20 protein-coding genes, 1 tRNA gene and 1 riboswitch are annotated in these 25,563 nt (G+C 69.0%); of the genes, 10 read left to right on the top strand and 11 right to left on the bottom strand.

Features of this window, described 5'->3' with window-relative positions:
• Positions 1-32 precede the first annotated feature (32 nt).
• The gene (locus HBK84_RS09700; RefSeq protein ID WP_167318774.1) at positions 33-914 is read right to left on the bottom strand and encodes a DUF4031 domain-containing protein; all 882 of its coding nucleotides are present in this window, start codon (positions 912-914) and stop codon (positions 33-35) included.
• A 75-nt stretch (positions 915-989) separates the two neighbouring features.
• Between HBK84_RS09700 and HBK84_RS09695 the strand changes: the two genes are divergently transcribed.
• A tRNA-Arg gene (locus HBK84_RS09695) sits at positions 990-1,062 on the top strand.
• A 223-nt stretch (positions 1,063-1,285) separates the two neighbouring features.
• Here the strand turns inward: HBK84_RS09695 and HBK84_RS09690 are convergent.
• Positions 1,286-1,987: a hypothetical protein gene (locus HBK84_RS09690; RefSeq protein ID WP_064847205.1), complete on the bottom strand. Its 702-nt coding sequence runs from the start codon at positions 1,985-1,987 to the stop codon at positions 1,286-1,288.
• Between the two features lie 107 nt (positions 1,988-2,094).
• Between HBK84_RS09690 and HBK84_RS09685 the strand changes: the two genes are divergently transcribed.
• Positions 2,095-2,823 (top strand): integrase, encoded by a 729-nt coding sequence (locus HBK84_RS09685; RefSeq protein ID WP_231885634.1) that lies wholly within the window; start codon positions 2,095-2,097, stop codon positions 2,821-2,823.
• Between the two features lie 59 nt (positions 2,824-2,882).
• A complete protein-coding gene (gene pcrA, locus HBK84_RS09680) occupies positions 2,883-5,339 on the top strand; it encodes a DNA helicase PcrA (RefSeq protein ID WP_167318773.1) in 2,457 nt (818 codons plus the stop codon).
• A 219-nt stretch (positions 5,340-5,558) separates the two neighbouring features.
• Here pcrA and HBK84_RS12890 read toward each other — a convergent pair whose 3' ends face one another.
• On the bottom strand, positions 5,559-6,440 hold the full coding sequence (locus HBK84_RS12890) for a hypothetical protein (protein WP_240918944.1): 882 nt from the start codon (positions 6,438-6,440) through the stop codon (positions 5,559-5,561).
• Positions 6,441-6,661: 221 nt separating this feature from the next.
• Here HBK84_RS12890 and sucC point away from each other — a divergent pair, with 221 nt between their 5' ends.
• The gene (gene sucC, locus HBK84_RS09670; RefSeq protein ID WP_085107038.1) at positions 6,662-7,831 is read left to right on the top strand and encodes an ADP-forming succinate--CoA ligase subunit beta; all 1,170 of its coding nucleotides are present in this window, start codon (positions 6,662-6,664) and stop codon (positions 7,829-7,831) included.
• A gap of 32 nt (positions 7,832-7,863) precedes the next feature.
• Complete coding sequence (sucD, locus tag HBK84_RS09665) at positions 7,864-8,781, top strand: succinate--CoA ligase subunit alpha (protein ID WP_167318772.1); 918 nt, start codon at positions 7,864-7,866, stop codon at positions 8,779-8,781.
• Between the two features lie 204 nt (positions 8,782-8,985).
• On the opposite strand, the gene purU is transcribed toward sucD, so the two are convergent.
• The 5 genes from purU to HBK84_RS09645 all read right to left on the bottom strand — a co-directional run bounded on the left by purU (position 8,986) and on the right by HBK84_RS09645 (position 15,903).
• A complete protein-coding gene (gene purU, locus HBK84_RS09660; protein ID WP_131333334.1) occupies positions 8,986-9,858 on the bottom strand; it encodes a formyltetrahydrofolate deformylase in 873 nt (290 codons plus the stop codon).
• A 687-nt stretch (positions 9,859-10,545) separates the two neighbouring features.
• On the bottom strand, positions 10,546-11,706 hold the full coding sequence (locus HBK84_RS09655) for a VIT1/CCC1 transporter family protein (protein ID WP_167318771.1): 1,161 nt from the start codon (positions 11,704-11,706) through the stop codon (positions 10,546-10,548).
• A gap of 214 nt (positions 11,707-11,920) precedes the next feature.
• Positions 11,921-12,067, bottom strand: coding sequence for a benzoate/H(+) symporter BenE family transporter (locus HBK84_RS12885; RefSeq protein ID WP_240505687.1), 147 nt, complete (start codon positions 12,065-12,067; stop codon positions 11,921-11,923).
• Positions 12,049-12,612 (bottom strand): hypothetical protein, encoded by a 564-nt coding sequence (locus HBK84_RS09650; protein ID WP_085107035.1) that lies wholly within the window; start codon positions 12,610-12,612, stop codon positions 12,049-12,051. Before HBK84_RS09650 ends, HBK84_RS12885 begins: the two co-directional genes overlap by 19 nt.
• A gap of 297 nt (positions 12,613-12,909) precedes the next feature.
• On the bottom strand, positions 12,910-15,903 hold the full coding sequence (locus HBK84_RS09645) for a DEAD/DEAH box helicase (protein WP_167318769.1): 2,994 nt from the start codon (positions 15,901-15,903) through the stop codon (positions 12,910-12,912).
• Between the two features lie 227 nt (positions 15,904-16,130).
• Here HBK84_RS09645 and HBK84_RS09640 point away from each other — a divergent pair, with 227 nt between their 5' ends.
• The 3 genes from HBK84_RS09640 to HBK84_RS12875 all read left to right on the top strand — a co-directional run bounded on the left by HBK84_RS09640 (position 16,131) and on the right by HBK84_RS12875 (position 20,285).
• A complete protein-coding gene (locus HBK84_RS09640) occupies positions 16,131-19,211 on the top strand; it encodes a hypothetical protein (protein ID WP_240918942.1) in 3,081 nt (1,026 codons plus the stop codon).
• Positions 19,212-19,482: 271 nt separating this feature from the next.
• Positions 19,483-19,821 (top strand): BCCT family transporter, encoded by a 339-nt coding sequence (locus tag HBK84_RS12880; RefSeq protein ID WP_167318767.1) that lies wholly within the window; start codon positions 19,483-19,485, stop codon positions 19,819-19,821.
• Between the two features lie 35 nt (positions 19,822-19,856).
• Entirely contained in the window at positions 19,857-20,285 is a 429-nt protein-coding gene (locus HBK84_RS12875; protein ID WP_240918941.1) for a BCCT family transporter, read from the top strand.
• 114 nt (positions 20,286-20,399) lie between these two features.
• Here HBK84_RS12875 and HBK84_RS09625 read toward each other — a convergent pair whose 3' ends face one another.
• Together HBK84_RS09625 and HBK84_RS09620 are read right to left on the bottom strand one after the other, a co-directional pair.
• Complete coding sequence (locus tag HBK84_RS09625) at positions 20,400-20,678, bottom strand: hypothetical protein (RefSeq protein ID WP_035963768.1); 279 nt, start codon at positions 20,676-20,678, stop codon at positions 20,400-20,402.
• A gap of 20 nt (positions 20,679-20,698) precedes the next feature.
• Positions 20,699-20,841: riboswitch (SAM riboswitch) on the bottom strand.
• A gap of 111 nt (positions 20,842-20,952) precedes the next feature.
• The gene (locus HBK84_RS09620; protein ID WP_167318766.1) at positions 20,953-22,116 is read right to left on the bottom strand and encodes a glycosyltransferase family 1 protein; all 1,164 of its coding nucleotides are present in this window, start codon (positions 22,114-22,116) and stop codon (positions 20,953-20,955) included.
• Between the two features lie 118 nt (positions 22,117-22,234).
• On the opposite strand from HBK84_RS09620, the gene HBK84_RS09615 reads away from it, so the two are divergent.
• On the top strand, positions 22,235-24,031 hold the full coding sequence (locus HBK84_RS09615) for a DUF6350 family protein (RefSeq protein WP_240918940.1): 1,797 nt from the start codon (positions 22,235-22,237) through the stop codon (positions 24,029-24,031).
• A gap of 110 nt (positions 24,032-24,141) precedes the next feature.
• On the opposite strand, the gene HBK84_RS09610 is transcribed toward HBK84_RS09615, so the two are convergent.
• Complete coding sequence (locus HBK84_RS09610) at positions 24,142-24,861, bottom strand: DUF308 domain-containing protein (RefSeq protein WP_167318765.1); 720 nt, start codon at positions 24,859-24,861, stop codon at positions 24,142-24,144.
• 96 nt (positions 24,862-24,957) lie between these two features.
• Between HBK84_RS09610 and purN the strand changes: the two genes are divergently transcribed.
• Positions 24,958-25,551, top strand: a complete 594-nt coding sequence (purN, locus tag HBK84_RS12685) for a phosphoribosylglycinamide formyltransferase (protein WP_084118061.1) — start codon at positions 24,958-24,960, stop codon at positions 25,549-25,551.
• Positions 25,552-25,563 lie beyond the last annotated feature (12 nt).

Genomic DNA, 25,563 nt, shown 5'->3' with positions numbered 1-25,563 from the left:
CCCGTTATTTCCAATCGACCTCGGAGGCTGGCTCAGGCCGCGATCAGCTGCGTGATCTCCCGTTCCAGGTTCTCCCGGGCGCGGGCCTCCCACAACGTCACCGCACGAGGATCGTGGAACAACGTGTCTTTTTCCAGGAGTCCGCGCAGGATCTCGGCGCGGCCCGCCCTGAACTGCTCGTCCGGGACGTGGGCGTACTCGCGGCGCACCGTGGTCCGATACCGCTCGTACTCGTTCTCGCTGCCGCCCAGCACGGACAGGTCCGCGTCCACGAGTCGACAGGCGTCCACGTCGTTCGGATCCGGGTGGTGGTCCACGGTCACGAGCACGAGCTCCGCCACGCGGCGCCCGATGGCCGCGGGCCACTCCGGGCCTGACAGTCGTTGCCGGGCCAGCTCGGCGGAGTCCCGTTCGTCCTGACCTGCTTGCCCGTCATACACGGCATCGTGGAACCACGCGGCGAGCACGAGCTCCGCGCTCGGGGCGCCGTGGGTGAGCCGGTCGATGCCTTCCAGCACGTTCAGCAGATGCGAAGGCCCGTGGTAGACGCGGTGCGGTTCGCTCCAGCGGCTCAGCAGCTTGGCACCCAGGTCGGGATGCTCGGGGAAGTGGTGCGCCCAGCGGCGCGTGAGGGTCACCGCGAGCTTGGCCGGGCGGCGTCGTGCGGGGACCCGCAGGCCACTGTGGATCAGGACACGGACGAGTTTCTTGCCGTCGACAGCGAGGGCACCCGCGGCCACAGCGTCAGCGTGGCGGTGCGCGGGGACGTCGTAGTGGTCGCGGTCGAAGGCACGTTCCGAGACCCCCAGGCCGCGGGCGAACTCGTGCAGCTCGGCCAGGGAGGTGTCGGAGATCAGATGCGAGAACACCGTGCCGTGCGCGGGCCATCGGGGTGGATCGATGTAGACGGTCATGGCTCCATTGTGCGCTGTTCCGATGTGCTCTCAACTCGCGGGGCGAACGCGCCGCCGATACAGTGGTGCAGTGTTGCCCCCGTAGCTCAGGGGATAGAGCACGGCTCTCCTAAAGCCGGTGTCGTTGGTTCGAATCCAATCGGGGGCACCGAGGACGTCCCGCCCGATAACGGGCGGGACGTCGTCATTCCCGCAGTGCATTCCCACAACCGGCCGACCCGCCCAGCGAAACCCGCCCGCCCGGTGAGGATGGCCGACCCCGCACATCAACGGGGATGTATGAGTGGAGTACAAGCAGCCCGCGGCCCTGAGACCTGCGTCAGCTCAGTGGAATCGCGGCGTGGGGAAGCGCGAGGGGTGTATCCCCGAGCTCAGGCGCGCGGGCGCTGGCCCGGCAGCTTGCCCTCGGAGAAGTCGTCGAGTTTGCGGCGCGTCACGGATACCGCCACGATCACGGCGATCAGCACGAGCAGAGCGAACAACACCCACCGCGCGATCACGAGCCCCGAGGCGAGTGCCACGGCGGACGCGTCCGCGGGGTCGGCCACGGCGGCGTCGAGCACGGTGTTGCCCACCAGGAAGACCACCGCGTAGACCAGGATGACCGCCCAGTACACCCATTTGCGGGCGCGCTGCGGGGTGTTGAGCCCGGTGAACAGCAGCCAGCCCAGGCACATGAGAAGGGGAGTGAAGAGCCCCGTGGTCGCGTGCACGCCCTCGTACTCGGTGCGGCCGTCCGCGCCCAGGCCGCGGGCGAAGTCCGCGAGGTGGCCCTGGGAAAAACCGCCGGCCATGAGTTCGGGCGCGGTGACGCCGCCGGCAAGGTTTCCGGAGACGCCCTGCAGCACGAGCAGGTGGTAGTAGAGCCACAGCGCGGCACCCACGAAGAACGCGACGCCCACCAGGATCCCGGCCGACGACGCCTTGGTGGGTTCCGCGGCGAGCTCACCGGGGCGCATCTCGTGGACGCTCGCGGGGCGCACTCGGGGTGCACGAGCGGGCGAGGACCCCGCCTTCGCGGAGCCCGCGTTCTCCCCGTACTTCCTGGCCTTCTGCGCTCTGGTCATACCCATGGCCCCATTATCCCCCGGGTTGTACTGTGAATGACTACGGGTACCACGCTCGATGACGAGGTGGTGAACAGGTGCCCCGCGGGCACTGCGGAAGGGTGGTGATGGTCATGGAACTCTCCATCGGCCTGCCGGACGGACTGCTCATGAGCGCGGGTGACGGCACGGAACTCACCCTGTACGAGGCCGATCACACCACGGTCCGGCGCAGGATCAACTGCTCCGTCCTGGAGGGCGCGCGGATCGCGGACATCGTGTGGTCCCACAAGCTCTCCGCCGTGATCGCCGCCGTTCCGGACAAGAACCAGTTGTTCCGCTGGGACCCGTACACCGACGCCCTCCAGGAGTACGGCGGCACGGGTGAGCCCGGCCGCCGGGACGGGAAGATCGCTCAGGCCAAGTTCGCGGCCACGGTCTCGATCACCGAGGCCGGTGACGGCAAGTTGTGGCTCGTGGACAAGGATTCCTCCGCGCTGCGCTACATTGCGATCGATACGGACCGGCCCGACGGCGATCCCCACGTGGTCACGGTCATCGGCCGCCACGGTGCCGGGTACCAGGACGGCCCCGCGGCGGACGCCAAGCTCGCCCGCCCCGAGGACCTGCAGATCCTCTACGACGGTTCCGTGGTGGTCGCGGACACCGGCAACGACGCCATCCGCCATTTGGACCCCTCCGCGGGGGAGGTCTTCACCATTTACGGCGGGCCCGACCAGGACGGGGACGACCTCGACGAAGACGTCGTGCTGCAGGCCCCGGCGCGGGTCACCGTCGCGGATTCGCACCTGTGGGTCGAGGACGCCAACGGGCGCCACCTGTTGGAACCGCGCTACGTGTGATCCGGGGTTGTCCACGGGCCGGTGAGGGCGTCCCCACCGCTGGCTAAACTGGTGCCACCATGGACTTCCTCTCTGACAATCCCCTCCTGTCCGCGGCCTCGGTGCGCTCGGCGAACGCGCCCGACTCGGACGAGTTCTCCCAGCCCACCCCGGCATCCGGGGCTCAACTCGTGGAGGGACTGAACGACCCCCAACGCGCCGCCGTGGAGCACGCGGGTTCCCCGCTGCTCATCGTGGCCGGTGCCGGTTCCGGCAAGACCAGGGTCCTCACGCACCGGATCGCCTACTTGCTGGCCACGGGCCGCGCCCGCCGGGGGGAGATCCTCGCGATCACGTTCACGAACAAGGCCGCCGCGGAGATGCGGGAGCGGATCGTGGATCTCGTGGGGGAGTCCGCGCGCTCCATGTGGATCTCCACGTTCCACTCGCTGTGCGTGCGGATCCTACGCCGCGAGGCCAAGACCCTGGGGCTGTCCACCAACTTCTCCATCTACGACTCCGCGGACTCCCTGCGGTTGATCACCCAGGTGGCCAAGCAGCATGAGTTGGACCCCAAGCGGTTCGCGCCCAAGGCCATCCAGCACAAGATCTCCGCCCTCAAGAACGAGCTCGTGGACGACGAGACCTACCTGGCCCGCGCGAGTTCCTCGGACCCGTTCGAGTCCGCCGTGGCCCGGGTCTACCGGGGCTACACCCAGCGGTTGCGTGCGGCCAACGCCATGGACTTCGACGACCTCATCGGCGAGACCGTGCACATGTTCCGCGCGTTCCCTCAGGTGCTCGAGTACTACCGACGCCGCTTCCGGCACGTGCTCGTGGACGAGTACCAGGACACCAACCACGCCCAGTACGCGCTCGTGCGGGAACTCGTGGGAGGCGGTTCCGAGAACCACCCGGATGACTCCGGGATCCCGCCGGCCGAACTCACGGTGGTGGGGGACTCGGACCAGTCCATCTACGCGTTCCGCGGCGCGGACATCCGCAACATCACGGACTTCGAGCGGGACTTTCCCTCCGCGCGCACCATCCTGCTGGAACAGAACTACCGCTCCACGCAGAACATCCTCTCCGCGGCCAACTCCGTGATCTCCCAGAACGCGGACCGCCGGGACAAGAAACTGTGGACCGCGGAAGGCGATGGCGCCCCCATCATCGGGTACGCCGCTGAGAACGAACACGAAGAGGCCCGCTTCATCGCGGAGGAGATCGACACGCTGCAGGACGAGCACGGGATCCGCCCCGGCGACGTCGCCGTGTTCTACCGCACCAACGCACAATCGCGCTCCCTCGAGGAGATCCTGATGCGCGTGGGACTGCCCTACAAGGTGGTGGGCGGGACCCGCTTCTACGAGCGCAAGGAGATCAAGGACGCCATATCCTACCTGCGCGCGATCGCGAACCCCGCGGACGACATCACCGTGCGGCGCATCATCAACGAGCCCAAGAGAGGGATCGGGGACCGCGCCCAGGGCTCGATCGCGGCGCTCGCCGACCGCGAGGGCATCTCCTTCTCCGAGGCCATGCACCGCTTGGACGAGGCACCCGCCCTGGCCACTCGCTCGGCGAACGCCATCAAGAAGTTCTCCCAGCTCATGGACGATCTCGCGGAACTCGCTCAGGGCGCCTCGGTGACCGCGGTTCTCGAGGCTGTACTCGAACAGTCCGGGTACCTCGAGGCCCTGCGTACGTCCACCGACCCGCAGGACGAGTCCCGTGTGGAGAACCTCGCGGAGCTCGTGGCCGTGGTGCGCGAGTTCGAGAAGGACCACCCGGACGCGGGCCTCGGGGAGTTCCTGGAACACGTGGCCCTCGTGGCGGACGCGGACCAGATCCCCACCCAGCCCGAACCCGAGGGCGGCGCGAGTGCCCAGCAGATCGCGGAGCAGGTCGCGCAAGCGCGTTCCCAGGGGGTCGTGACGCTCATGACCCTGCACACCGCCAAGGGACTCGAGTTCCCGGTCGTGTTCCTCACGGGCATGGAGCACGGGATCTTCCCGCACCAGCGCAGCTTCGCCGACGCCTCGAGCATGGAGGAGGAACGCCGCCTCGCGTACGTGGGGATCACCCGGGCGCGCAAACGGCTGTACCTCACGCGCGCCGAGTCCCGCTCCATGTGGGGGCAGTCCCAATTCAATCCCGCAAGCCCGTTCCTGGACGAGATCCCTTCGCGGTTGATCGAGTGGAAGCGTGAGGGCGCCAGCGCCGAGGGCGGATGGGGTTCGCCCGTGCACGCCGGATTCCAGGCCCGCGATCCGTTGCGCGGTTCCTCGTGGGGTGCGGGCGCCGGATCCGGGGCAAGTTTCCGCAGGCTCTCACCGGCCTCCGCCGGGCGCGTGCAGCCCCAGCGGGAGATTCCTTCCCTCAGCGTGGGGGACACGGTGGAGCACAAGGCGTTCGGCCGCGGTTCCGTGGTCGCCATGGAGGGCTCTGGGGACAAGACGGTCGCCAAGGTGCGCTTCGGTGCGGAGGAGAAGCGGCTCCTATTGCGTTACGCGCCCATGACCAAGGTCTCGTAAGGGGTACGACGCCGCGGCCCCGTCGCGCGCAGTGTCGTCCGGTGCGCCGAAACGCACCGGGTGGCTCGAACCTGCCTGGCGAACCCATCTGGCGGCCCGGCGCAGCCCGGTGTGCTGAGACTCACCCGGATGCTCGAACCGTTCGGGTGGCCCGGCGGGATCGGAGCGCAACCGATCAGGGTTGCTCCCAGGCATGGAGACAGTAGAGGCGGTGATCGCTCAGACGAAGATCAACACGAGCACGGTGAACAGCGTGGTCACGCGCAGGGATTCGCCGGAGCGGACGTGGATCACGCCCAGCAGCACGCAGCTCAACAGGGTGGTCACGGCGGCCGCCTGGCCGCCGGCGAGGAAAGCCACGGCCCCCATCGTGAGGCCCGCCACGAGACCGCCCCACGGGACCCACCGGGACCCCCGGAACGTGAGGACCTCCCGGATGGCACGGTGCGAGTACGCCAGCAGGCCCGCGACCAGGAAACTGCGGCCCACCAGGTAGCAGACCCACGCGACCATCGCGAGCCACCCGAGGGGCCCGTACACGTCGAACAGTTGCAGGTAGCGGTCCAGCGGGGCCAGACCCCACGGCGCCCCGATCAATGCGGGCAGCACGATCGCGAGCACCACGGCCAGGACGAAGCACAACAGGATCTCCCGCCAGCGGCGGTGGTCCACCCCGCCGTCGACGCCGACTCGGCCCGCGGCGGCGTCGTCCCGACCCGCGGCACCCCGTCCCACAGCGGCCCGGCCCGTATTGCTCCTGTTCGCGGTGAACGTGCCCGCGGCGGCGTCGTCCCGGCCGTCGACCGCGTCGTCGCGCCCCGCGCCCGCTTCCTCGCTCGGCAACGGATCGACCCCGCGGCGCCGGGACCAGGCCACCAGAGCGCGCGCAAGCAGCACCCACAGTGCCCCGAGACCCACCCATTCCACGACCTGCCAGCCCAGGGGATAGAAGGTGGATACCGAACCCGTGAGGGTCAGGATCGTCCCGCTGACCACCAACTCCAGCCCGAGTGCCACGAACGAGAAGGTGGCCAACGAGGCCATGAACCCCGGGTCCGCCTCGCGGGCGTCCCAGATCTCCGGCAGTCCGATGCGTCGCATGCCCCCAGTCAACCAGCCGCTGCCGTGCGGGCGGGAATCCCGGGCCCGGTCCCGCGGTGTCCGCGGGGGCCGGGTGTGACGCGAATCAAGGGCCCATGGCCTAAAATGCTCGTGAGGGCTCTGTGAGCGCAGTGCTGCGCTGCATCCCCCCACATCAGGTCGCTCCAACCGGGGGTTCCCGGTGCGGAACGACACACCTCGACGCAGAAGGACACTTATCCGTGGACCTGTTTGAGTACCAGGCACGCGACCTGTTCGAGAAGCACGGCGTTCCCGTGCTGGCCGGCATCGTCGCCACTACCCCAGAAGAAGCCAAGGCAGCAGCAGAGAAGATCGGCGGGGTCACCGTCGTCAAGGCACAGGTCAAGGTGGGCGGCCGCGGCAAGGCCGGCGGTGTGAAGGTCGCGAAGTCCGCCGACGAGGCCTACGAGTACGCCCAGCAGATTCTGGGAATGGACATCAAGGGCCACACCGTGCACCGCGTGATGATCGCGCAGGGCGCGGACATCGCCGAGGAATACTACTTCTCCGTCCTGTTGGACCGCGCCAACCGCTCCTACCTGGCCATGTGCTCGGTCGAGGGGGGCATGGAGATCGAGCAGCTCGCCGTGGAGCGCCCGGACGCCCTGGCCCGCGTGGACGTCAACCCCGCGGAGGGCATCACCGAGGCCAAGGCCCGCGAGATCGTGGAGCAGGCCAAGTTCGACGCCGAGACCGCCGAGAAGGTCGTCCCCGTGCTCGTCAAGCTCGGTGAGGTCTACACCAAGGAGGACGCCACCCTGGTGGAGGTCAACCCGCTGGTCAAGACCGGCGACGGCGAGATCCTCGCCCTGGACGGCAAGGTCTCGCTGGACGACAACGCCGAGTTCCGCCACGAGGACCACGCGGCGCTCGCGGACAAGTCCTCCGCGGACCCCCTCGAGGAGAAGGCCAAGGAGAACGACCTCAACTACGTCAAACTCGACGGCGAAGTGGGCATCATCGGCAACGGTGCCGGTCTCGTGATGTCCACCCTGGACGTCGTGGCCTACGCCGGTGAGAAGCACGGCAACGTGAAGCCCGCCAACTTCCTGGACATCGGAGGCGGCGCGTCCGCCGAGGTCATGGCCGCCGGTCTGGACGTGATCCTCAATGACCCGCAGGTCGAGTCCGTGTTCGTCAACGTCTTCGGTGGCATCACCGCGTGCGACGCCGTTGCCAACGGCATCGTGAAGGCGCTGGACATCCTCGGTGACTCCGCCACCAAGCCCATCGTGGTGCGTCTGGACGGCAACAACGTGGAGGAGGGCCGCCAGATCCTGCGCGAGGCCAACCACCCGCTGGTCACCTCCGCGGACACCATGGACTCCGGCGCCGACAAGGCGGCCGAGCTGGCCCACTCCGCCAAGTAATCGCCCACGCGAACAGCTATCAGGAAGAAGACATGTCGATCTTTTTGAACAAGGACTCCAAGGTCATCGTTCAGGGCATCACCGGCGGCGAGGGCACCAAGCACACCGCGCGCATGCTCGCTGCCGGCACCAACGTGCTCGGCGGTGTCAACGCCCGTAAGGCGGGCACCACGGTGAACCACCAGGACAAGGACGGCAACGCCGTCGAACTGCCCGTGTTCGGCAGCGTGAGCGAGGCCGTGCAGGAGACCGGGGCGAACGCGTCGATCGTGTTCGTACCGCCGGCCTTCTGTAAGGACGCCGTGATCGAGGCCATCGACGCCGAGATCCCGCTCGTGGTGGTCATCACAGAGGGCATCCCCGTGCAGGACTCCGCCGAGTTCTGGGCGCACGCCAAGGCGAACACCGGCGCGGACGGCAAGCCCAAGACCCGGATCATCGGCCCCAATTGCCCGGGCATCATCTCCCCCGAGGAGTCGCTGCTGGGGATCACCCCCGCGAACATCACGGGCAAGGGCAAGCTGGGCCTGGTCTCCAAGTCCGGCACGCTGACCTACCAGATGATGTACGAACTGCGGGACCTGGGCTTCACCACGGCCATCGGCATCGGCGGTGACCCGGTCATCGGCACCACGCACATCGACGCCCTCGAGGCCTTCGAGGCGGACCCCGAGACCGAGGCCATCGTGATGATCGGTGAGATCGGCGGCGACGCCGAGGAGCGCGCCGCGGAGTTCATCAAGGCGAACGTGACCAAGCCCGTGGTGGGCTACGTCGCGGGCTTCACCGCTCCCGAGGGCAAGACCATGGGCCACGCCGGGGCCATCGTCTCTGGTTCCTCGGGCACGGCCCAAGCCAAGAAGGAGGCCCTCGAGGCCGTCGGTGTGAAGGTGGGCAAGACTCCGTCGGAGACCGCGCAGCTCATGCGGGAGATCTTCGAGGGCAAGTAAAACCCTCCCGGTGCTTCGCCGCCGGTGCATCCACGACGACGCCGCTCGCCCACCTCGGTGGAGGAGCGGCGTCGTTCGTCGTGGCGCCGTTCGGACGCGAGTGTCAGCCGGTGAGGGACAGCGGTGCGGTTCGTCGCGGTGCGAGTCGAGCGCCGGCCGGACGGGATGCGGGCGCGCGATGCGGACCGTGACTCAGGCCGGGACTCAGGCCAGGACGATGGTCCGATTGCCGGAGATCACCACGCGACCCTCCGCGTGCCACTTCACGGCGCGGGACAGGGCCTGGGTCTCCGCCTCGGAACCCACCGCCACGAGGTCCTCCGGGGTGTGCGCGTGATCCACCGGGATCACGCGCTGCGCGATGATCGGACCCTCGTCCAGGTCCGGGGTGACATAGTGGGCGGTGGCCCCGACCATCTTGACCCCGCGCTCGTAGGCCTGGTGGTACGGCTTGGCGCCCTTGAAGGAGGGCAGGAACGAGTGGTGGATGTTGATGCACCGACCCGCGAGCTGTTGCGTGAGCTCGTCCGAGAGGATCTGCATGTAGCGGGCCAGCACCACGAGTTCGGTGTCGTAGGACGCGGCGATCTCGAGCAGTTGCGCCTCGGCCTGCGGCTTGGTGTGCCGGGTGACGGGCACGTGGTGGAACGGCACACCGTAGAAATCCACGAGGGGTTGCAGGTCCGTGTGATTGGACACCACACCCACGATCTCGATGGGCAGCGAGCCCACGCGCGCTCGGTGGAGCAGGTTCACGAGGCAGTGCGAGATCTTGGAGACCATGACGAGCACACGGGTTTTGTGCCGGGCGTCCACCAGACGGAAGCGCATGTCGTGCTTCTCGGCCACCGGGCGGAACCCCTCGATCAGGGACTCAGTGGTCACGGTGCCCGGTTCGCTCATGGTGTGGCAGCGGATGAAGAATTCGTCGTTGTGCCGGTCCGAGAAATGCTTGACGTCGAAGATGTCGCAACCCTGCTCCGTGAGGTTCGACGCCACGGCGCTGACGAGACCGTAGGCCTCGGGGCAGTGGACGGTCAGGACGTGTTCATCGGACGTGGGCTGCTGGGCCGACATGAGGGGATACTCCTGGGATCGCGGAACGGGGAACGGAGCGGCCCCGGAGCACGGGATGTCATCCGTCCGGGGACCGCAGACGATCTTATCGCCCCGGGCTACACAGCGCGCGGGATGGTCCGGATCTCGGAAGGGGCGTTAACGACCGGTGGCCGCGGGAGCGGACGGTAGGAGCCCGTCCGGCGCGGGGAGAGGTGCGCCTCTGCGAGAGAACCCGCAGCCACCGGCAGGCGATAACGCCTCAACGGGATCAAGCCGTGGGCTGAGCGGCTACCGACGCACAGCATCAACCACAGAGCACCCCCCAGTGCATGTGTGGCGATTTCCCTGTGCGAAGTCTCCCGTTGCGGTGGTTCGTAGAACCACGCCCCCAGAATATCGGAATTTCTCAGATGACTCGGAGCCGGTGAAGTTTCATGGAGTGTGGTTCGCGCCAATCGGCCCACCGATTTATGCGTGTAAATTAGCCGGAAATTGACCCCTTAAAGCCGCTCTGACCTGCAATAACAGGGTTTTTCGCCTAGTGAGCGAAGGTTAACAAATGCTAATGAGCGAATATCTCAACAATACTTACTGCACTTGTGGGCGGTAGAGGGGACAAGTAATGCCTCCTGATTGTGGGCACGCACCACTTTTATGTCGTACAAATCACACTTCTGCCTACGGAGAACAGTCGCCGTTCGGTACTCACGAGACCGTCGTGTTGAATGCGAGCCCCAGAAGGTAGGTGGCGATCGCGGCCCCGTACCCGATCCCGAGCTGCCGCAGTCCCCGCCTGAACGGGGAGGCGCCGGAGAGCAGCCCAACGAAACCGCCCGTGATCAACAACGCGATGCCCACGAGCGCCATTCCCACGGCCATGGCCACTCCGCCGCCCAGGCCGAAGAGGTAGGGCAGGATCGGGATGATCGCCCCGGACGCGAAGAAGCAGAAGCTCGATGCCGCCGCCCCCAGATCGGTGCCCAGGGCCTGGTTGTCGTCCGTGGCGGGAAGCTCCTCGCCGGGTTCCGTGTTGAGCACACGACGCGCCTTCTCGTCTTGGAACGACAGCGATGGATCGCAGTCGCAGTCGAAGTGTCCGAGTCGCTCGGCCGCCCGGTGCTCTGCAGCCTTCTCGCTCATGCCCCGGGCCCGGTAGATCAGTGTGAGCTCGTTGGCGTTCAGGTCCAACGCCGGCGCCACGCGCAGGGTCACCTGGGTGGGTTGGGAGGCGTCCAGCAGTTCCCGCTGGGATCGCACGGAGACGTATTCGCCCGCTCCCATGGACAGGGCACCCGCGAGCAGTCCGGCGATGCCCGAGAACAGCACCAGGGAGCTGGACGTGCCCGTGGCGCCCACGCCCATCACCAGGGCCAGGTTGGACACCAGGCCGTCGTTGGCGCCGAACACGGCGGCCCGGAAGTTGCCGGACAACCGCGTGCGGCCATCGGTTGCGAGTGCGCGGATGATCTCCTCGTGGACGGCCTCGTCCGCCGCCATGGCGGCCGTGGCATCCGGGTCCTCGCGGTACGGGGAGCGGGACTCGGCGCGCTGCAGCAGCGCCAGGACGAAGACGGATCCCACGTGCTTGGCCAAGAACATGAGCAGTTGCGCTTGCAGGGCGGGTCTCGCCGGACGATCGGCGTGGGGTCCGAGCAGACGACGCCAGTGTTCGGCGTGGCGGCCCTCCGCCTCGGCCACGCTCTGTAAGATCTCGGCATGGCGGCCCGAGCTGTGGCGGGCCAGGTGTTCGTACGTGGCGGCCTCGGCGAGTTCGTCCGCGAGGTAGTGACGCCACCTGCGGATCTGGGCGGCAGTGGGTTCCGGTGACTCGGGAACGGTGGAGGAAGCGCTGTGGTGCTCGGGCATGTACCCGTATTTTACGCGCGGGTCACCGGCGGTGGTTTCGGGGCTCCGAAGCACCCCGCGCGCCGTCGGCCGTGGATCCCGCCTCGCGCCTGGCTCGCACCTGAACCCGCGCCGAACGCTGTCTGCGCCGCAATACGCTCTGCGCGCCATCGACCGCGGAGCCAGTCAGCCCGCGGAGCCATCCAGCCCGTGGGCCGCTCAGCGTGCCGGGACGCTAGGCGACGGCCGGAGCCACCCGCATCGCGAACGGCAACAGGACCCCCGCGAGCAACCCCGCGGTGATGGGTTGGGGTACGGCGGCCAGGAGTTTGCCGAACAGCCCGGTCGCGCCCGGCACGAGACTCACGAGGGCGGCGACCACGTGGGCACCCTCGGCGTCGGAGAACTCGTAGTTGCCGAGGGTAGCGCGAGCAGGCGGCTGGCGGTGATCTCCGGGGCGGGGAGCGACCCCACGCCCCAGTGGAACTCGTACGGGTCCCCGCACGCCCGGTGACTGCGCATGCCAGCGAGGACGCTGCGCGCGGCCGCCCGCGGCAGGCACGGTCCGCACGTCCACGGCCGTCCGGGGGCGGTGGGATCGTCCCACCCCCACGACCTCAGCCGCTCCGCGGGACACCACGGCCCGGTGAACTCGGCGGGTCCGTGGGTGGCGGCCGCGGAACGGCCCGCAACGCGCTGCAGGGCGCACTGCACCCCGCGGGGTCCCGTGCGCACCCACGCGGCGGGAACGTCCGGGGTGCCCTCCGGTGGGTCGTACTCGACCATGAGGAAGTCGTTCCAGAGCATCCCGGCGATGGCCCCGGTGAGGACGGACTCCAGACGGGACCATGGACAGACCGGCGGATCGGGGACGGCGGAGGCAACCCGGGCCAGCACAACACCGATCCCGGCGCGCCGCAGTGCCACCTCGGTACTCGGACTGTGGCCGTGCGGCGTCCTGCTGTGTGACATGCTCGAGTGCCTCCCAACACCTGATCACGCAACACCCACGGATCGGGTCAGGGCCCCGGCGCACGCGGTGCGGGTGCGCCGGGGCCGGCGTGATCTGTGCTCACGCTAACCCGCTGACCGTGCCGGGTCGACAGGTCGGGGGGAGTGTGACTTCCACGGAAAAGACCCCGCGCGGTGTTCCCGCGTGCGCCCGAGCTCGACCGTCGGCGTGATCGGGACCGTGCAGGGCACTCAACGGACCCCGGGGTTCGCTCAGACACCAACCAGCGCGCGGATGTCCTCGGCGTCGAGCGTGGCGGAGAAGAACCGTTCATCGTCGAGCACGGCCCCGAACAGGTCCGCCTTGCGGGCCTTGAGGTCCATGACCTTCTCCTCGATCGTGCCCTGCGCGACCATGCGGTAGACCATGACCTTCTTGGTCTGCCCGATCCGGTGGGTGCGGTCCACGGCCTGGTTCTCCGCCGCGGGATTCCACCACGGGTCCAGGAGGTAGCAGTAGTCGGCCTCGGTGAGGTTGATGCCGAAACCGCCGGCCTTGAGGCTCACCAGGAACACGGGAGCGCGGCCGCTGCGGAACTTCTCGAGCGCCCCCGCGCGGTCCCGCGTGCTGCCGTCGAGGTAGCTGTAGGCGATCCCGGCGTCGTCGAGGCGCTGGGCCACGATCTTGAGGAAACTCGTGAACTGGCTGAACACGAGCGGGCGGTGGCCTTCCTGGACGAGCTGGGGCAGCTGGTCGAAGAGGACGTCCAGTTTTGAGGATGGCGCCTTGGACTCCGGGTCCACCAGGACGGGGTCCAGCGCCAACATCCGCAGGGTGGTCAGCGACTGGAAGATCGTGAACCGGTTCTTGTCGAAGTTGCGCAGCAGGCCCAGGATCTTGGCGCGCTCACGCTGCAGCCGGCGGTCGTACGCACTGCGGTGTTCGGGGTTCAAGCCCACGGGCAGGACGTGCTCGAGCTTGGGTGGCAGCTGCAGGTCCACGTCCGCCTTGGTGCGGCGCAGCATGAACGGGCGCATCCGGGCCCGCAGCCGGGCCAGGGCGTCCGAGTCCATGGCGCGTTCGATGGGACGCTGGTAGTGCTCGGTGAAACGTTTCTTGGACGGGAACAGCCCGGGGGCGGTGAGCGAGAGCAACGACCACAGTTCGGAAAGACTGTTCTCCATGGGGGTGCCGGTGATCGCGAGACACGTGCGTGCCCGCAGGTTCTTCACGGCGCGGTAGGCCTTGGTCCGGGGGTTCTTGACGAACTGGGCCTCGTCCATGATCACCCCGGTCCACCCGACCGAGCGGTAGGCCTCCGCGTCCAGACGCAGCAGGGCATAGGACGTGAGCACCACATGGGAATGCGCGGCGGCGTCGGCCACGGAGTCTTTGGTGTGGTTGAGCACGGTGATGTCCAAGGAGGGCGCGAAGCGGCGCAGCTCGGCGGACCAGTTGGCCACCACGGAGGTGGGTGCGATCACCAGGTGGGGCGGCAGCTGCGGGTCCCGATCCGTGGCGCGCAGGATCGCGGCAATGGTCTGCACGGTCTTGCCCAGGCCCATGTCGTCCGCGAGGATCCCGCCCAGTCCGTGGTCCCACAGGAAGCTCAGCCACCGGAAGCCCTCGTACTGGTAGGGGCGCAGGTTGGCCTGTAGGGCCTCGGGGACCGGGGGAGAGGGGATTTCGTGCAGGTGGGTCAGTGCGCGCACGCCCTCGCGCCACTGCTCGGCCTGGCGGGTGTCCGTGGCGAGGTCCTCAAACTGCTCCCACAGGCTCGCCTGGTAGCGGTTCAACGCGAGCGGCGCGTCCTTGTCCTCCTGCAGGGTGCGAGCCTCGGCGATGAGCGTGCGCAGCCGCGTGAACTCGGGGCGGTCCAGGGAGAAGTAGGAACCGTCCGGCAGCAACATCACGTCCTGGCCGCGGTCGAGCGCTTGAAAGATCTGGGAGAACGGGAGGTAGTGCTCACCGACCCTGATGGTGACACCCAGGCCGAACCAGTCGTGGTGTTCGGTGGGCGCGGTGGACACCGTGATCTCGGTGGGTTCGGTGACCTCGCGGTAGGCGGGACTCCCGCCGGTCTCCACGATGCGCAGGTCGGGGATCTTGCGCAGCAGCGGCAACCACACCCGCAACAGGGTCAGGGCGTCCTGCGCCGCGTACGAACTGCGTTTGAAGTCCAACTCGGGGATCCGGCGGTGCACGGCCTGGACCATGGAGGACTCCCACCGGGACTCGCGGGCCACGGGCTCGTCCCCGAGAGGGTCCAGGGGGCGGAAGGGCAGCCGGATCCGTTCGCGACCCTTCTGGTACTCCCACTCCCACTCCACGCGCTCGGTGAGGTCGTCGTGGTGGATGGTGAGCACGAACTGCGGATCCGCGACCTGGGGCAGCACCAGGGAGTCCTCGCCCGCGATCACGTGCATGCTCTGGTGCAACCGGGGGAAGTAGGTGTCGAAGAACTCCTCCACACCGTCCTGCGGGACCGTGAGGGATTCGGCGCGGTCCAGGAACGAGCGTTGCTGCTGATTGAGGCGGGTGCCCAGGGCGACCAGGTGCAACGGGAACTGGTTGAGGTCCTCCGCGGTGTCCAGGGCCGCGGGGGTCGCGTCCGGGTAGAACAGGCCGTGACCTGGCTGGCCGATGATCCGGGTCCAGCGCAGGGGGATCTCGTTCTCGCCCACGATGAGCTGGGGGTGCAGGGCGAGCTCGCCGTGCTCGCCGGGATCCACGCGCACCTCGAACCGGCCGTCGCGATCCACGATCACGGGTGCTCCCGTGCCCTTGGAGACGAGCGGGATCCCGAGCCCCCGGGCGCGCCCCAGGATGGGCCACAACAGGGGAGAGGTGTAGCGCTCCATGTGCAGCTGGTGCCGGTCCGCAGCGAAACTGCCGCGGTGCGACTCGGAGAGCGCTCGCAGCTCCTCGAACCAGTCCAGTTGCTCCGCGCTCAGGTGCCCGGAGCGGGCGTGGGAGGCCAGGTTGCCCCAGTCGATGCCGGTGTGCACCCACCCGTGGCGCTGTCCGCGCAGCACCGGACGGGCCGTGAGACTCAGCGGGGTCTCCCGGGGTGATTCCTGCCACGCTTTCGGGGTGCGGTTCTGCACCCGGGCCAGGTCCAGTTCGAGGGCCACGGTGGGTCCGGATTCCGGGTCCGCCACGACCCTGTCGGGACTCGTGCCGGGCACGATCCGGGAGAGTTCGCTGCGCCAGTCCGGGGCGGCACCCGGACCGCGGGCGTCCGTGAACTGCGCAGCACCATCCATGGCCCCTACCGTACCGCCCGGTGCGGACACGGCAGGGCGCCGGTGGGCGAGGGCCCGGGCAGCGTCGTCGTCGTCGTGCAAACCGGGGGCGCGGTGGGATCGGGCAGTGAACCGCCGACGGGCGGGAACTTATAATCGACAGGGATTGTCGTGTTTCGAGCGCGCCGCACGGCGCAGACGGAGGATTTGTGGCTGACGCTGCCGGTTTCCACACGGGGGACCACGCAATGGCATCCGGACCCCGGGAAGTCGAGTACCTGCGCTGGAACGACGCCGTGGCGCGGGCATTCTTCGGCCCCAGGAGGGCCGGGGAACTGGTCCACCTGGACCTGGACGAGAAGATGCTCGAACAGATCGGCTCGGAATTCGGCCTGGACGGCCCGGCCACGCTGCGTGCGCTCGCCGACTCCGTGACGCCGCTGCTCGTGACGGACGGCTCCCGCCGGTCCGTGTTCGACGCGTTCAACAAGCTCACCGAGGCGTGGTACCGGACGTCCCGGCGCCAGCTCGAGGACCTCACCAGGATCGGCCCGCCGCCCATCGTGGCGCTGTTGGCCCTGTTCGCCCTGGCCGGGCGGCACATGTCCGCGCTCGCGGCGCGCACGGGCAAGAAGTCCGTGTCCACGTTCTACCTGCCGCTCGCGGTGTTGCTGCAAGCGGGCCAGGACAACGTCAAGGCGCTCGAGACCTCGGTGCGCAAGGACTCCGAGACCTACTGGGACGCGCTGCGCTATTGGCTCGAGGCCTTCGACGGCCAACTCGGGTTGCCGTCCGCGTACGCCGTGAACCACCGTCCCGTGGGCCTCGCTCTGTCCCAGACCCTGTTCGGCCCGTCCGAGCTGCGGCAACTGCACCAGATGTTCGAGGACCTCGAACTGACCACGGCGCAGGGGATGAGCGCGGCGGAGCTCGGGATCTACATCGACTTCTGGCTCGACATCGCGGACACCGATGTGCCCAAGAGCCTGCGCAGCATCTGGACCAACCCCCTCACGCGCGATCCCGCGTTGCAGGTCGCCCTCGCCCAGTTGGACGCGTGGGAGTCCGCCCCCGACGACGATGCCGCTGCCGCCGCCCGCGGCACGCGGCACCTGGGCTCGCGCAGCCCCGGGTTGTCCCTCACGGACGGCACGGACTACGTGGGCAACCCCATCTACGAACTCGGTTTCGTGGTGCCCAAGCGGCTGGTGCCCGGTCGTGAGGTGGATCTCGCGACCACGGTCGGCCCGCGCACCATGTTCCTGTCCTACATCGGGGACGCGTTCCTGGGGATCTCCGCGTACAACGCCCGCATGACGAGTGACACGCTGCTGTCCGGGCAGCTGCAGATCACCGCGGGGGAGCTCACCCTCACGCGTAATCCGCGGCCCGTGGTGGTCTTCGCCAAGGACGCGTACTCGGACACGTTCATCTCCGTGGACCACGTCCCCGCGGCGTGGCCGTGCCGGATCATGGTGCGCGATCAACCTGAATGGGTGGATCAGATCCGCGCGATCCTGGACGATTCGGCCTCTCCCGACTACCGCGTGGTGGGCCCGGGGGAGAACGGGGTCTGCGAGGGCTGGGTGCTCTTCGACGACGTCCAGGTGCTGCGTGCCGGTGACCCCGCGCTGACCGTCAACGACAACTTCTCGGCCCTGGTACCCCGCCTGGTCCCCGCAATCACCCTGTCCGGCGGGCTGCGGATCCCCGGGGACGTGGACCGGTTCTCGGCCCTGCGGCCCCCGCAGTTGACCGTGACATCGGACAGCGACGACCCCCTGTCCGTGGAGTGCGAGTGGCGCAACCCGCACTCGTTCAAGCTCATGAGCACCAAGCTCACCGCACCCCGGGTGCCACCGTTCCAGGTGAGCCTGGGCGGGACCGATCTGGCCCGCGAGGACGGCCACCTCAAGCCCAACGACTACACGCTGGTGCTGCGTTCCGGGCGCACCGTGAAGCAGCGCCTCGAGTTCCGCGTGCGGGACAGTTCCTACTACATCACTCAACGCTCCCTGGGCTACGACGGTGAGATGGTCCACGTCGCGGAGGAACCGTTGTGGCCCGTCACCGCGGTGACGCGGGACGAGATCCCGGACGAGTACGTCCAGGGGTCGTTCGACAACATGGACCCCCACGAGGCCACCGTGGACGAGGTCCCCGTGCCCGAGGTCGCCGGGTGGGAGTCCGCCGAGGGGCAGATGTTCCCCGAGCGCAGCAACGAGCTGCCCGAGGCCCCGGACGTGTCCTGCATGGTCACGGGCAAGCACAAAGTGATCCTGCCCCCCATGGATCCCAAGGCCAAGGCGCCGTGGGTGTTCGGGCGCTGCAAGTTCTGCGGGCTCACCAAGCGCTACCCCGGCCGGCTCACCAAGCTCTCGGCGGTGGGTCAGACGGGTTCGGTCGAGGCACTGCAGTTCATCGGCCCGGACGAGGGCGAGTACCCGGGGTCCTGGGCGCCGTTCAAGGACATCCTCACGTTCTTGGGTGGCGGCAAGCGGTCGAGCCTGTCCATCGTGGCGCGCCAGCTCGAGGACTCCGAGCGCTTCGAGGAATGGTTCGTGGGTCACCTGCAGGCCCTCGGTTTCCTCGAGGTGATCCGGGACGAGAACTGGACGGTGCGCCGCTGGCAGGTGTGCTCCCCGGCCCTGACCCAGCTCGTGGACGGCTCCATCCTGCTCACGGGCGGGTGGAAGACCGACCAAGAGGACGCCGTGACGCAGGCGGTCGGGGCCCAGGGTGGTGAGGTCGTGGTGCTGTCCCCGGAGGACCACGCGACCACCATGCTCCAGGATGTGGACCTCGACGCGCTGAGCAAGCTGCTGCCCGAGGGGCTGTGCGACGTGGTCTACGACGCCGGGCCCGTCATGCTCGACACCCTGCCCCCATTGTCCTCGGTCGTCGCCGGGCTGCCACTGAAGGAGATGCAGTACAACGGGGTCGCGGAACGCTTCGTGCCCGCGGACGCCACGTGGGAGGCCACGGACGACCGCAACCAGGCGGGGCTGTACCGGATCAACCACCACCACAAGACGCGCTACGCGTACCGCACCGCGGAGGACGTGGTCTCGGGTCACGCCCGTCCCGTGTCCTCGGGGCTCGGCAAGCACCTCGCGGCGCGGGATACCGGCACGGCGTTGGTCAGCTACGATCCCGAGCTGCGGTTGCTCTCCGTGCCCATCGGTGCCGCCCTGCCGGGGCTGTACGCGCGCGCCACGGTGCTGTGCTCGGGGCTGCTGCCCACGCTCGTGGACGAGGACTTCTCCCTGAACTACGGGGATGTCTCCGAGGAGTTCGCGAGCGCCCTCGTGGCCAAGCTGCTGGGCTGACAGTGCCGCCCCGGGCGAGCGGGGGGGGGGGTGTACTCGTGGGGCCGCGCGGCTGCATTCGGCCGCTGCGCGGCCCTTTCCTAAAGTGAGGTGGCGTGCCATGACTAACGGCTGGTAGTAAGGCGCCTCAACCCCGGGTCGTCCGACGTCCGACCCGCATCCCCGACGTGACCACACACGATTCCTCGTCCATCCGTCACCCACGCCCGGGCTCGTCGCCCGTCGCGGATCCGCCCGCCCCGTCCGGGCCCCTCGCTCTGCGCCACCCCGGTTGCCCGTCAACTGGCGGGTCTTCGTTGCCGCGGCAACCCTGCATGTCTCGCCGTCCGCCTGGGCCACGGAGGCACCCGAGCACGCTGACGCCGTGATCGGCGGCGTGGTCGCGTGGGTCGCCTCCCGGCTGGGGTGGTTCTACATCCTCACGGCCGCTCTCGTGATCCTGGTCGCGGACAGCAGGCACGGCACGATCAAGATGGGCCCGGACCACGCGAAACCCCAGTTCAACCTGTTCACGGGGTGGGCCATGTACGCCCTGATGGGCATGGCCTTCGGCTACTTCGCCTACGGCTTCGGCATGCCGCTGAGCATCCGCTCCGCTCTCTACCCCTGATCGGGTGCCGGATCCACGGTGCCGCCGGCGACGCCGTGGACACCGCGGCGCTGCTGGGGACCATCCTTGGGGTGGCCGCGTCCCTGGGGATCGGGGTGGTCCAGTTGAACTTCGGACTGCGCTACCTGTTCGGCGTCCCCGAAAACCTGGCGGTGCCGTCGGCACTGACCGCCCTGGGGGTCTTCATGGCGGTGGCTTCGTGCGTCTTGGGCGTGGACAAGGGCATCCGGCGGCTTTCCGAGCAGAGCATCATCCTGGCGATCGGGCTCATGCTGTACGTGCTCATCACCGGGCGCACGGCGTTCCTGCTGGATGCGATCGTCAAGGGCGTGAGCGGATTGCGCGTGGCAGACGCCTCGGTGATGTCCGAGCTCGTGACGGTGAACCCGAAGATCACGGTCTTCATGATCGGTGAACGCGCCGCCGAGCTGATCGCCCAGGACCGGGACGCGACCGCCCGGTGAGCACGGCCGCCAAGAACCGAGCAGGCTGAGAACATGGGTGTGGCCCGGGTCCGTCCGGACCCGGGCCACACCCGATCGTGGAGTTCGCGGTCGCGGGGACCGTGCTCGTGAGGACTACGCGGGCAAGGGCTCCAGCTTGTAGAAGGACACCCCGCCGGTCACCCGGGACGCTCCGGGGACCAGGAGTCTGCTGTACTTGGCGCACCACTGGCCGCGCCCCCGTGTGTGCTGTGCGGCGAGTGCGACCTCACGGGCGTCGTCCGCGAAGTACTCGTGCTCGTGACCGTCCGATCCCGTGATGGACACCACGTGCCGGGCGGGGTCCGCCTGAACGGTGACGTCCACCCACTGTTCGCGGGTGTCGGGGTGGGATTTCTGGGTTGTCGTGTTCATGATGTCGGGCCTCTGATTTTTCCGGTCGCTTGCCGGAACCACACGTGTGGCCCCGGCCGCTTCGTCATCCAATCCACCCCTGAACCGAGGGTTGGCGTACGCCGAGTTGGAGCTCTGGGCGCGCGGTGACGTCCTTGTCGTTGCGCGGGCGCATCTCGTGAAGCTGCTTCGAGCCTATCCGTGGATTCGGGGGACCAGCCAGGCGCGGACCGAGAATGTCATCAAAACTTAATCAAGCTTCTGTTGAGTAACATCTGGCACCCGGCGGCGTTTCTCACGGGGTGCGCAGGCCGGCCCCGCGCGTACCGCGCATCCGGGAGGTGACCGTGCGAGCGCGCTCGTAGTGGCCCAGCAACTGCTCGCACACGGCACCCCACGTGCGCTCCTGCACGCACTGGTGGGCGGTGCGCGCGAAGGCGAGGCGTTTGGCGTCGTCGCCCGCGAGGTCCCGGACGCGCTCGCGCAACCCGGCCAGGTCACCCGGGGCGTAGAGCCACCCGTTGCGCGAGGAGTCCACGAGGTCCAGGGGGCCGCCGCGGCCCACGGCCACCACTGGGACCCCGGAGGCCATGGCTTCCTGGATGGTCTGGCAGAACGTCTCGTGCTCACCGGGGTGCACGAACACGTCCAGCGACGCCATGGCCGTGGCGAGTTCGGTGCCCGTGAGGAAGCCCTCGAAGTGCGCGTTGGGCAATACCGAGCGCAGCGACTCCTTCCCGGGGCCGGAACCGATGATCACGAGCCGGGTGTCCGGCAGGGCGTCGATCGCGGCGAGGTCCGCGACCTGCTTCTCGGGGGCCAACCGCCCCACGTATCCCACGAGTCGCTTGCCGCCGCCCACGCGCTCGCGCCACGCGTGATCGCGCAGCGCGGGACGGAACCGGCTCGTGTCCACGCCGCGGCGCCACATGTGCACCCGCTGGACGCCGTGCTCGTGGAGCTGGCTGATCGACGCCGTGGAGGGAGCGAGCGTGAGGGTCGAGCTGTTGTGCATCGCACGCACGTGGGACCACATGGCGGTCTCCAGCACGGATGCACCGTAGCGTGCGGCGTAACCGGGCACGTCCGTCTGGTACACGGCCACGCACGGCAGACCCAGACCCTTGGCGGCCTGGATGGCTTGCCACCCGAGCACGAACGGGGACGCCACGTGCACCACGTCCGGGGCGAAACGGGCCAGGATGCGCTGCATGCGACTCACGGTGCAGCTCGCCACGCGGACCTCGGGATAGCCCGCGAGCGGCAGGGACGGGATGCGTTCGATCCGCACGCCGTCCACGTGGTCCACAGAGCCCAGGAACAGGGTCTTCTCGTAGGAGGGGGCGATCACCATGGCCTCGTGCCCGTGATCCCGCAGGTGTTCCAGGACGCGGATCACCGAATGAGTGACACCGTTGACGTGGGGGAGGAACTGTTCGGCCACCAATGCGATTCTCACGGTTCCCACTGTGGGCCCGGCGCCTCACGGGGGAGTCACCCGGGGGTGGCCCGCAGGTGAAGTCCGGGCTAACTTCGCTGCCCGTGGTGCGCGGGTGAACGTGAAAAGATGTCCGGTGATGAAACTTCCCTCACTGCCCGGCGTGGTCTCGGGCGTACGCGACCGCTTCACGTCGCACGGTTCGTCCCCCGTGCGCGCCGCCGACGTGCCCCGCCCCGAACCGGACGACTCCCCGGGACTGCCCATGCCGCTCGCGCTGCAGGGCGTGATCGAGCTGCTCGCGGTGGCCGTGGTGGGCCTGTTGCTGGGCACCGTGCTCTTGGGTGCGGTATGGGCTGCGGGGGGCTTCGCGACCCTGGGCGCGGGCGGGAGCCTGCAGCTCGCCGGTCAGGTCTGGTTGCTCGCGCACTGCGTGCCCCTCACGATCCAAGCCATCCAGGGCCTGTCGCTGGACGGTGGCGGGACGGTCACGCTCGTGCCTCTAGGGCTCACGCTGATCCCGTTCGGCCTCGCGGTGATCGCGGGCCGCCGGATCGCCCGGGCGTGCTGGCGCGGTCAGTTCCTGATCCCGTTCTTCGCCGGGATGCTCGCGTACGCGCTCTTCGGGGCCCTCGTGGGCTGGCTCAGCCGCACTGAACAAGTCTCGGTGGACCTCGTGGCGGCCGCCCTGTTGCCCCTGGTCCCGGCCGGGTTGGGCACCCTCGTGGGCGGGTGGAGCGCTTCGCGCTCGCTCGCCGCGGTGCTCGGGGCCGACGTCGCGTCCTGGTTGCAGCGCACGAGCCAGCACTCACGCTGGGCCGGTTCCTACGTGTGGGCCGTGATCCGCGCCGGTTTCCTCGCCGCGGTCACCGCTGTGGCGGCCGGTGCCCTGTTGTTCGTGGTGGCGCTCGCGTGGAACTGGGACCGCGTGATCACGGTCTACCAGGACCTCGGTACCGGCGCTGCGGGGGACACCGCCCTGACGGCACTGCAGTTCGGGTACCTGCCCAACATGGTCGTGTGGGCGCTTACGTGGGCCACCGGTGCCGGCTTCTCGCTGGGCACCGGGACCCTGGTGTCGCCGTTCCAGAGCACGCTGGGACCGCTGCCGCAGTTCCCGGCGCTCGCCGCGCTGCCCACCGGTGACCCGTGGCTGTACGCCCCTGCGGTCCTGGGGTTGCCCGTGCTCGCGGGTCTGCTCGCGGGGTGGTGGTTCTGCCGCGAGGGTGAGAACCACCTGGACGACTGGATGGCCATCCGCCTGCCCCTGCGCTGGATCACGTTCGTGCTCTCCACCGTGCTCACGGCGGTGTTCATGGCCGCGGTGGGGGCGGGCCTCGTGACCGCGCTCGCGTGGCTCTCCAGCGGTTCGCTGGGCATCGGCAGGCTCACGGACATCGGCCCGCACGCGTGGCATGTGTTCCTGTGGCTCGGTGCCGAACTCGCGGTGGGCGCCACCGTGGGGTGCCTGGCCGGGCCCTGGCTCGAACGCGAGGGCTACCGTTCCCGCTCCCGCGCCGAGGCGGACGAGCTCCCCGTGCCGGATTCCTCGGCCCCGGAGGACGACGCCGCTGTGGCCCACCACGACGCCCTGCCCGCCGCTGGCGCTGTGCACAGTTCCCGCTCGGCTTCCGGCCCCGGCGCCGGGCAGGATGCTCGCACGGCACCCGGTGGCCGTCCTGGATCCGGGGCGGCCGTCCCGGACGGCGAGGTCACGGCTCGGGGTGTCCGGGGTCTGTTCCGGGGCCGCGCGTCGCGCGCTGCCGCCGAGCCCGAGCGGGAGTCCCAGCCCCGCGGCGGGTCCACGGCCGTGGGACGATCGGCAGACGAACCGGGACTGTCCCGCCGTGAGGAGGCCAAGCGTCGTCGTGCGCAGCGCAGGTCCGAGAAGCGCAAGGCCGCGCGGCTGGCCGCCCTCGACGACGAGCGGGACTGAGACGACGATGATCCGCTCCTGGCGCCGACGGGCTCGGGCGTCCCAGGACGTGGGACTGGGCCGATGACGAACCGCTCCCGATAGCAATGGACTCGCTGGGAACGGGCGTCTCAGGACCCGGGACCGGCGGAGGTCGGCGAGGTCGCTCCCGGTGTAGCACTCCCTGAAGGGGCAGGGTTCGAGGCGCTCGGCGTGGGCGTGACAAGGGAGGCCTCAGGCGTGGCGGTGGCCGTCGGATCGTCCTGCGGCGCACCCGTCTCGAGGGGCGCACCGGAGAAGTGCTTCCACACGTTGTCGTTGAGCTGTTGCTCGCACCGGCTGGTCGAGGACAGCGTGAGGGCCCGCTCGGTGCATTCCTGGTAGACCTGGGTGGCCGGCCACACGAGCAATCGGGTGCCACCGCCCAGCGCATTGATCACACCCCACACGATGGCCAACACCGCGAGCACCGTGATCAGGACCCGTGAGGACGAACCGCGGGAGCGCGCGAGCGCGATGATGCCCAGCACGATCCCGGCGATGGCGAGTACGAGCCCCGCCACGGTGGACCACACGTCACCCACCACGAGTGCGGAGGCGAGCACCGCGAGGGCCGCGGCCACCGCGGCGAACCGGAGCCGAGCGCCGTCGCCGTCGGAGGGGTCCCCGGACTGGGGGCCGCGAGGTGAGGGCTTCTCACCGCGCGGGTCGCCGGCGTGCGGGCCACGGTGCTGCGGGCCGCCGGAGTGCGGTCCCCCTGAGTGGGAACCCCCGGAAGGGGAGCCGCCGGAGGTCGAACCCATCGAGTGCGTGGCGTGGGGCGGCGTGCTCCGGTGGCGGGAATCGTGCATACCCACCACTGTAGGCGAGCCGACGGACCGAGCAGCGCCGCGGGTGCGGCACCGCCGCGGCGCCATCGAGGCAGCCTCGCTGGATAGAGTGGGCCCATGCGTTTAGTGGTTCTGGTCTCGGGCTCCGGTACGAATTTGCAGGCGATGATCGACGCCCTGCACCAGGGGGACGTGGAGGTGGATATCGCCGCCGTGGGTGCGGACCTGGAGTGCGCCGGTCTGGACCGGGCGCGCGCCGCGGGCATCGACACCTTCGTGGTGCCGCTGTCCGAGTACCCGGACCGGGAGCAGTGGAACCGTGCGCTGCAACGACGCGTGGCGTCCTACCACCCCGACCGCGTGGTGTTCGCCGGGTTCATGCGGATCGTGGACGCGGAGTTCGTGTCCGTGTTCCCGGGCCGGATCATCAACACGCACCCGTCCTTGTTGCCGTCCTTCCCCGGTGCCCATGCCGTGCGGGACGCCCTGGCCTACGGCGTGAAGGTCACGGGCGCCACGGTGCACGAGGTTGTCGCGGACGTGGACGCCGGACCCATCCTGGCCCAGGTCGCGGTCCCCGTGGCCGAGGACGATACCGAGGCCGTGCTGCACGAGCGGATCAAATCCGCCGAGCGCACCCTGCTCGTCAACGCGCTGGCGAAACTGAGCTGGGACGTCACGAGCACCGACCCCGATCTGCCCCGGTCGTAGACTGAACCGGGC

This window comes from Kocuria sp. KD4 (genome assembly GCF_011769905.1).
In the GTDB taxonomy this organism is placed as follows: domain Bacteria; phylum Actinomycetota; class Actinomycetes; order Actinomycetales; family Micrococcaceae; genus Kocuria; species Kocuria marina.
This window is presented reverse-complemented; position numbering and strand designations above follow the sequence as displayed.

Bases quoted from the DNA above. Each gene is read 5' to 3' on its own strand.
- HBK84_RS09640 (WP_240918942.1), top strand. From the start codon at position 16,131: ATGGCATCCGGACCCCGGGAAGTCGAGTACCTGCGCTGGAACGACGCC.
- pcrA (WP_167318773.1), top strand. From the start codon at position 2,883: ATGGACTTCCTCTCTGACAATCCCCTCCTGTCCGCGGCCTCGGTGCGC.
- HBK84_RS09610 (WP_167318765.1), bottom strand. From the start codon at position 24,861: ATGCACGATTCCCGCCACCGGAGCACGCCGCCCCACGCCACGCACTCG.
- HBK84_RS09700 (WP_167318774.1), bottom strand. From the start codon at position 914: ATGACCGTCTACATCGATCCACCCCGATGGCCCGCGCACGGCACGGTG.
- HBK84_RS09655 (WP_167318771.1), bottom strand. From the start codon at position 11,706: ATGCCCGAGCACCACAGCGCTTCCTCCACCGTTCCCGAGTCACCGGAA.
- HBK84_RS09625 (WP_035963768.1), bottom strand. From the start codon at position 20,678: ATGAACACGACAACCCAGAAATCCCACCCCGACACCCGCGAACAGTGG.
- purU (WP_131333334.1), bottom strand. From the start codon at position 9,858: ATGTCGGCCCAGCAGCCCACGTCCGATGAACACGTCCTGACCGTCCAC.
- purN (WP_084118061.1), top strand. From the start codon at position 24,958: ATGCGTTTAGTGGTTCTGGTCTCGGGCTCCGGTACGAATTTGCAGGCG.
- HBK84_RS09645 (WP_167318769.1), bottom strand. From the start codon at position 15,903: ATGGATGGTGCTGCGCAGTTCACGGACGCCCGCGGTCCGGGTGCCGCC.
- HBK84_RS09615 (WP_240918940.1), top strand. From the start codon at position 22,235: ATGAAACTTCCCTCACTGCCCGGCGTGGTCTCGGGCGTACGCGACCGC.
- HBK84_RS09690 (WP_064847205.1), bottom strand. From the start codon at position 1,987: ATGGGTATGACCAGAGCGCAGAAGGCCAGGAAGTACGGGGAGAACGCG.
- HBK84_RS09685 (WP_231885634.1), top strand. From the start codon at position 2,095: ATGGAACTCTCCATCGGCCTGCCGGACGGACTGCTCATGAGCGCGGGT.
- HBK84_RS12890 (WP_240918944.1), bottom strand. From the start codon at position 6,440: ATGCGACGCATCGGACTGCCGGAGATCTGGGACGCCCGCGAGGCGGAC.
- sucD (WP_167318772.1), top strand. From the start codon at position 7,864: ATGTCGATCTTTTTGAACAAGGACTCCAAGGTCATCGTTCAGGGCATC.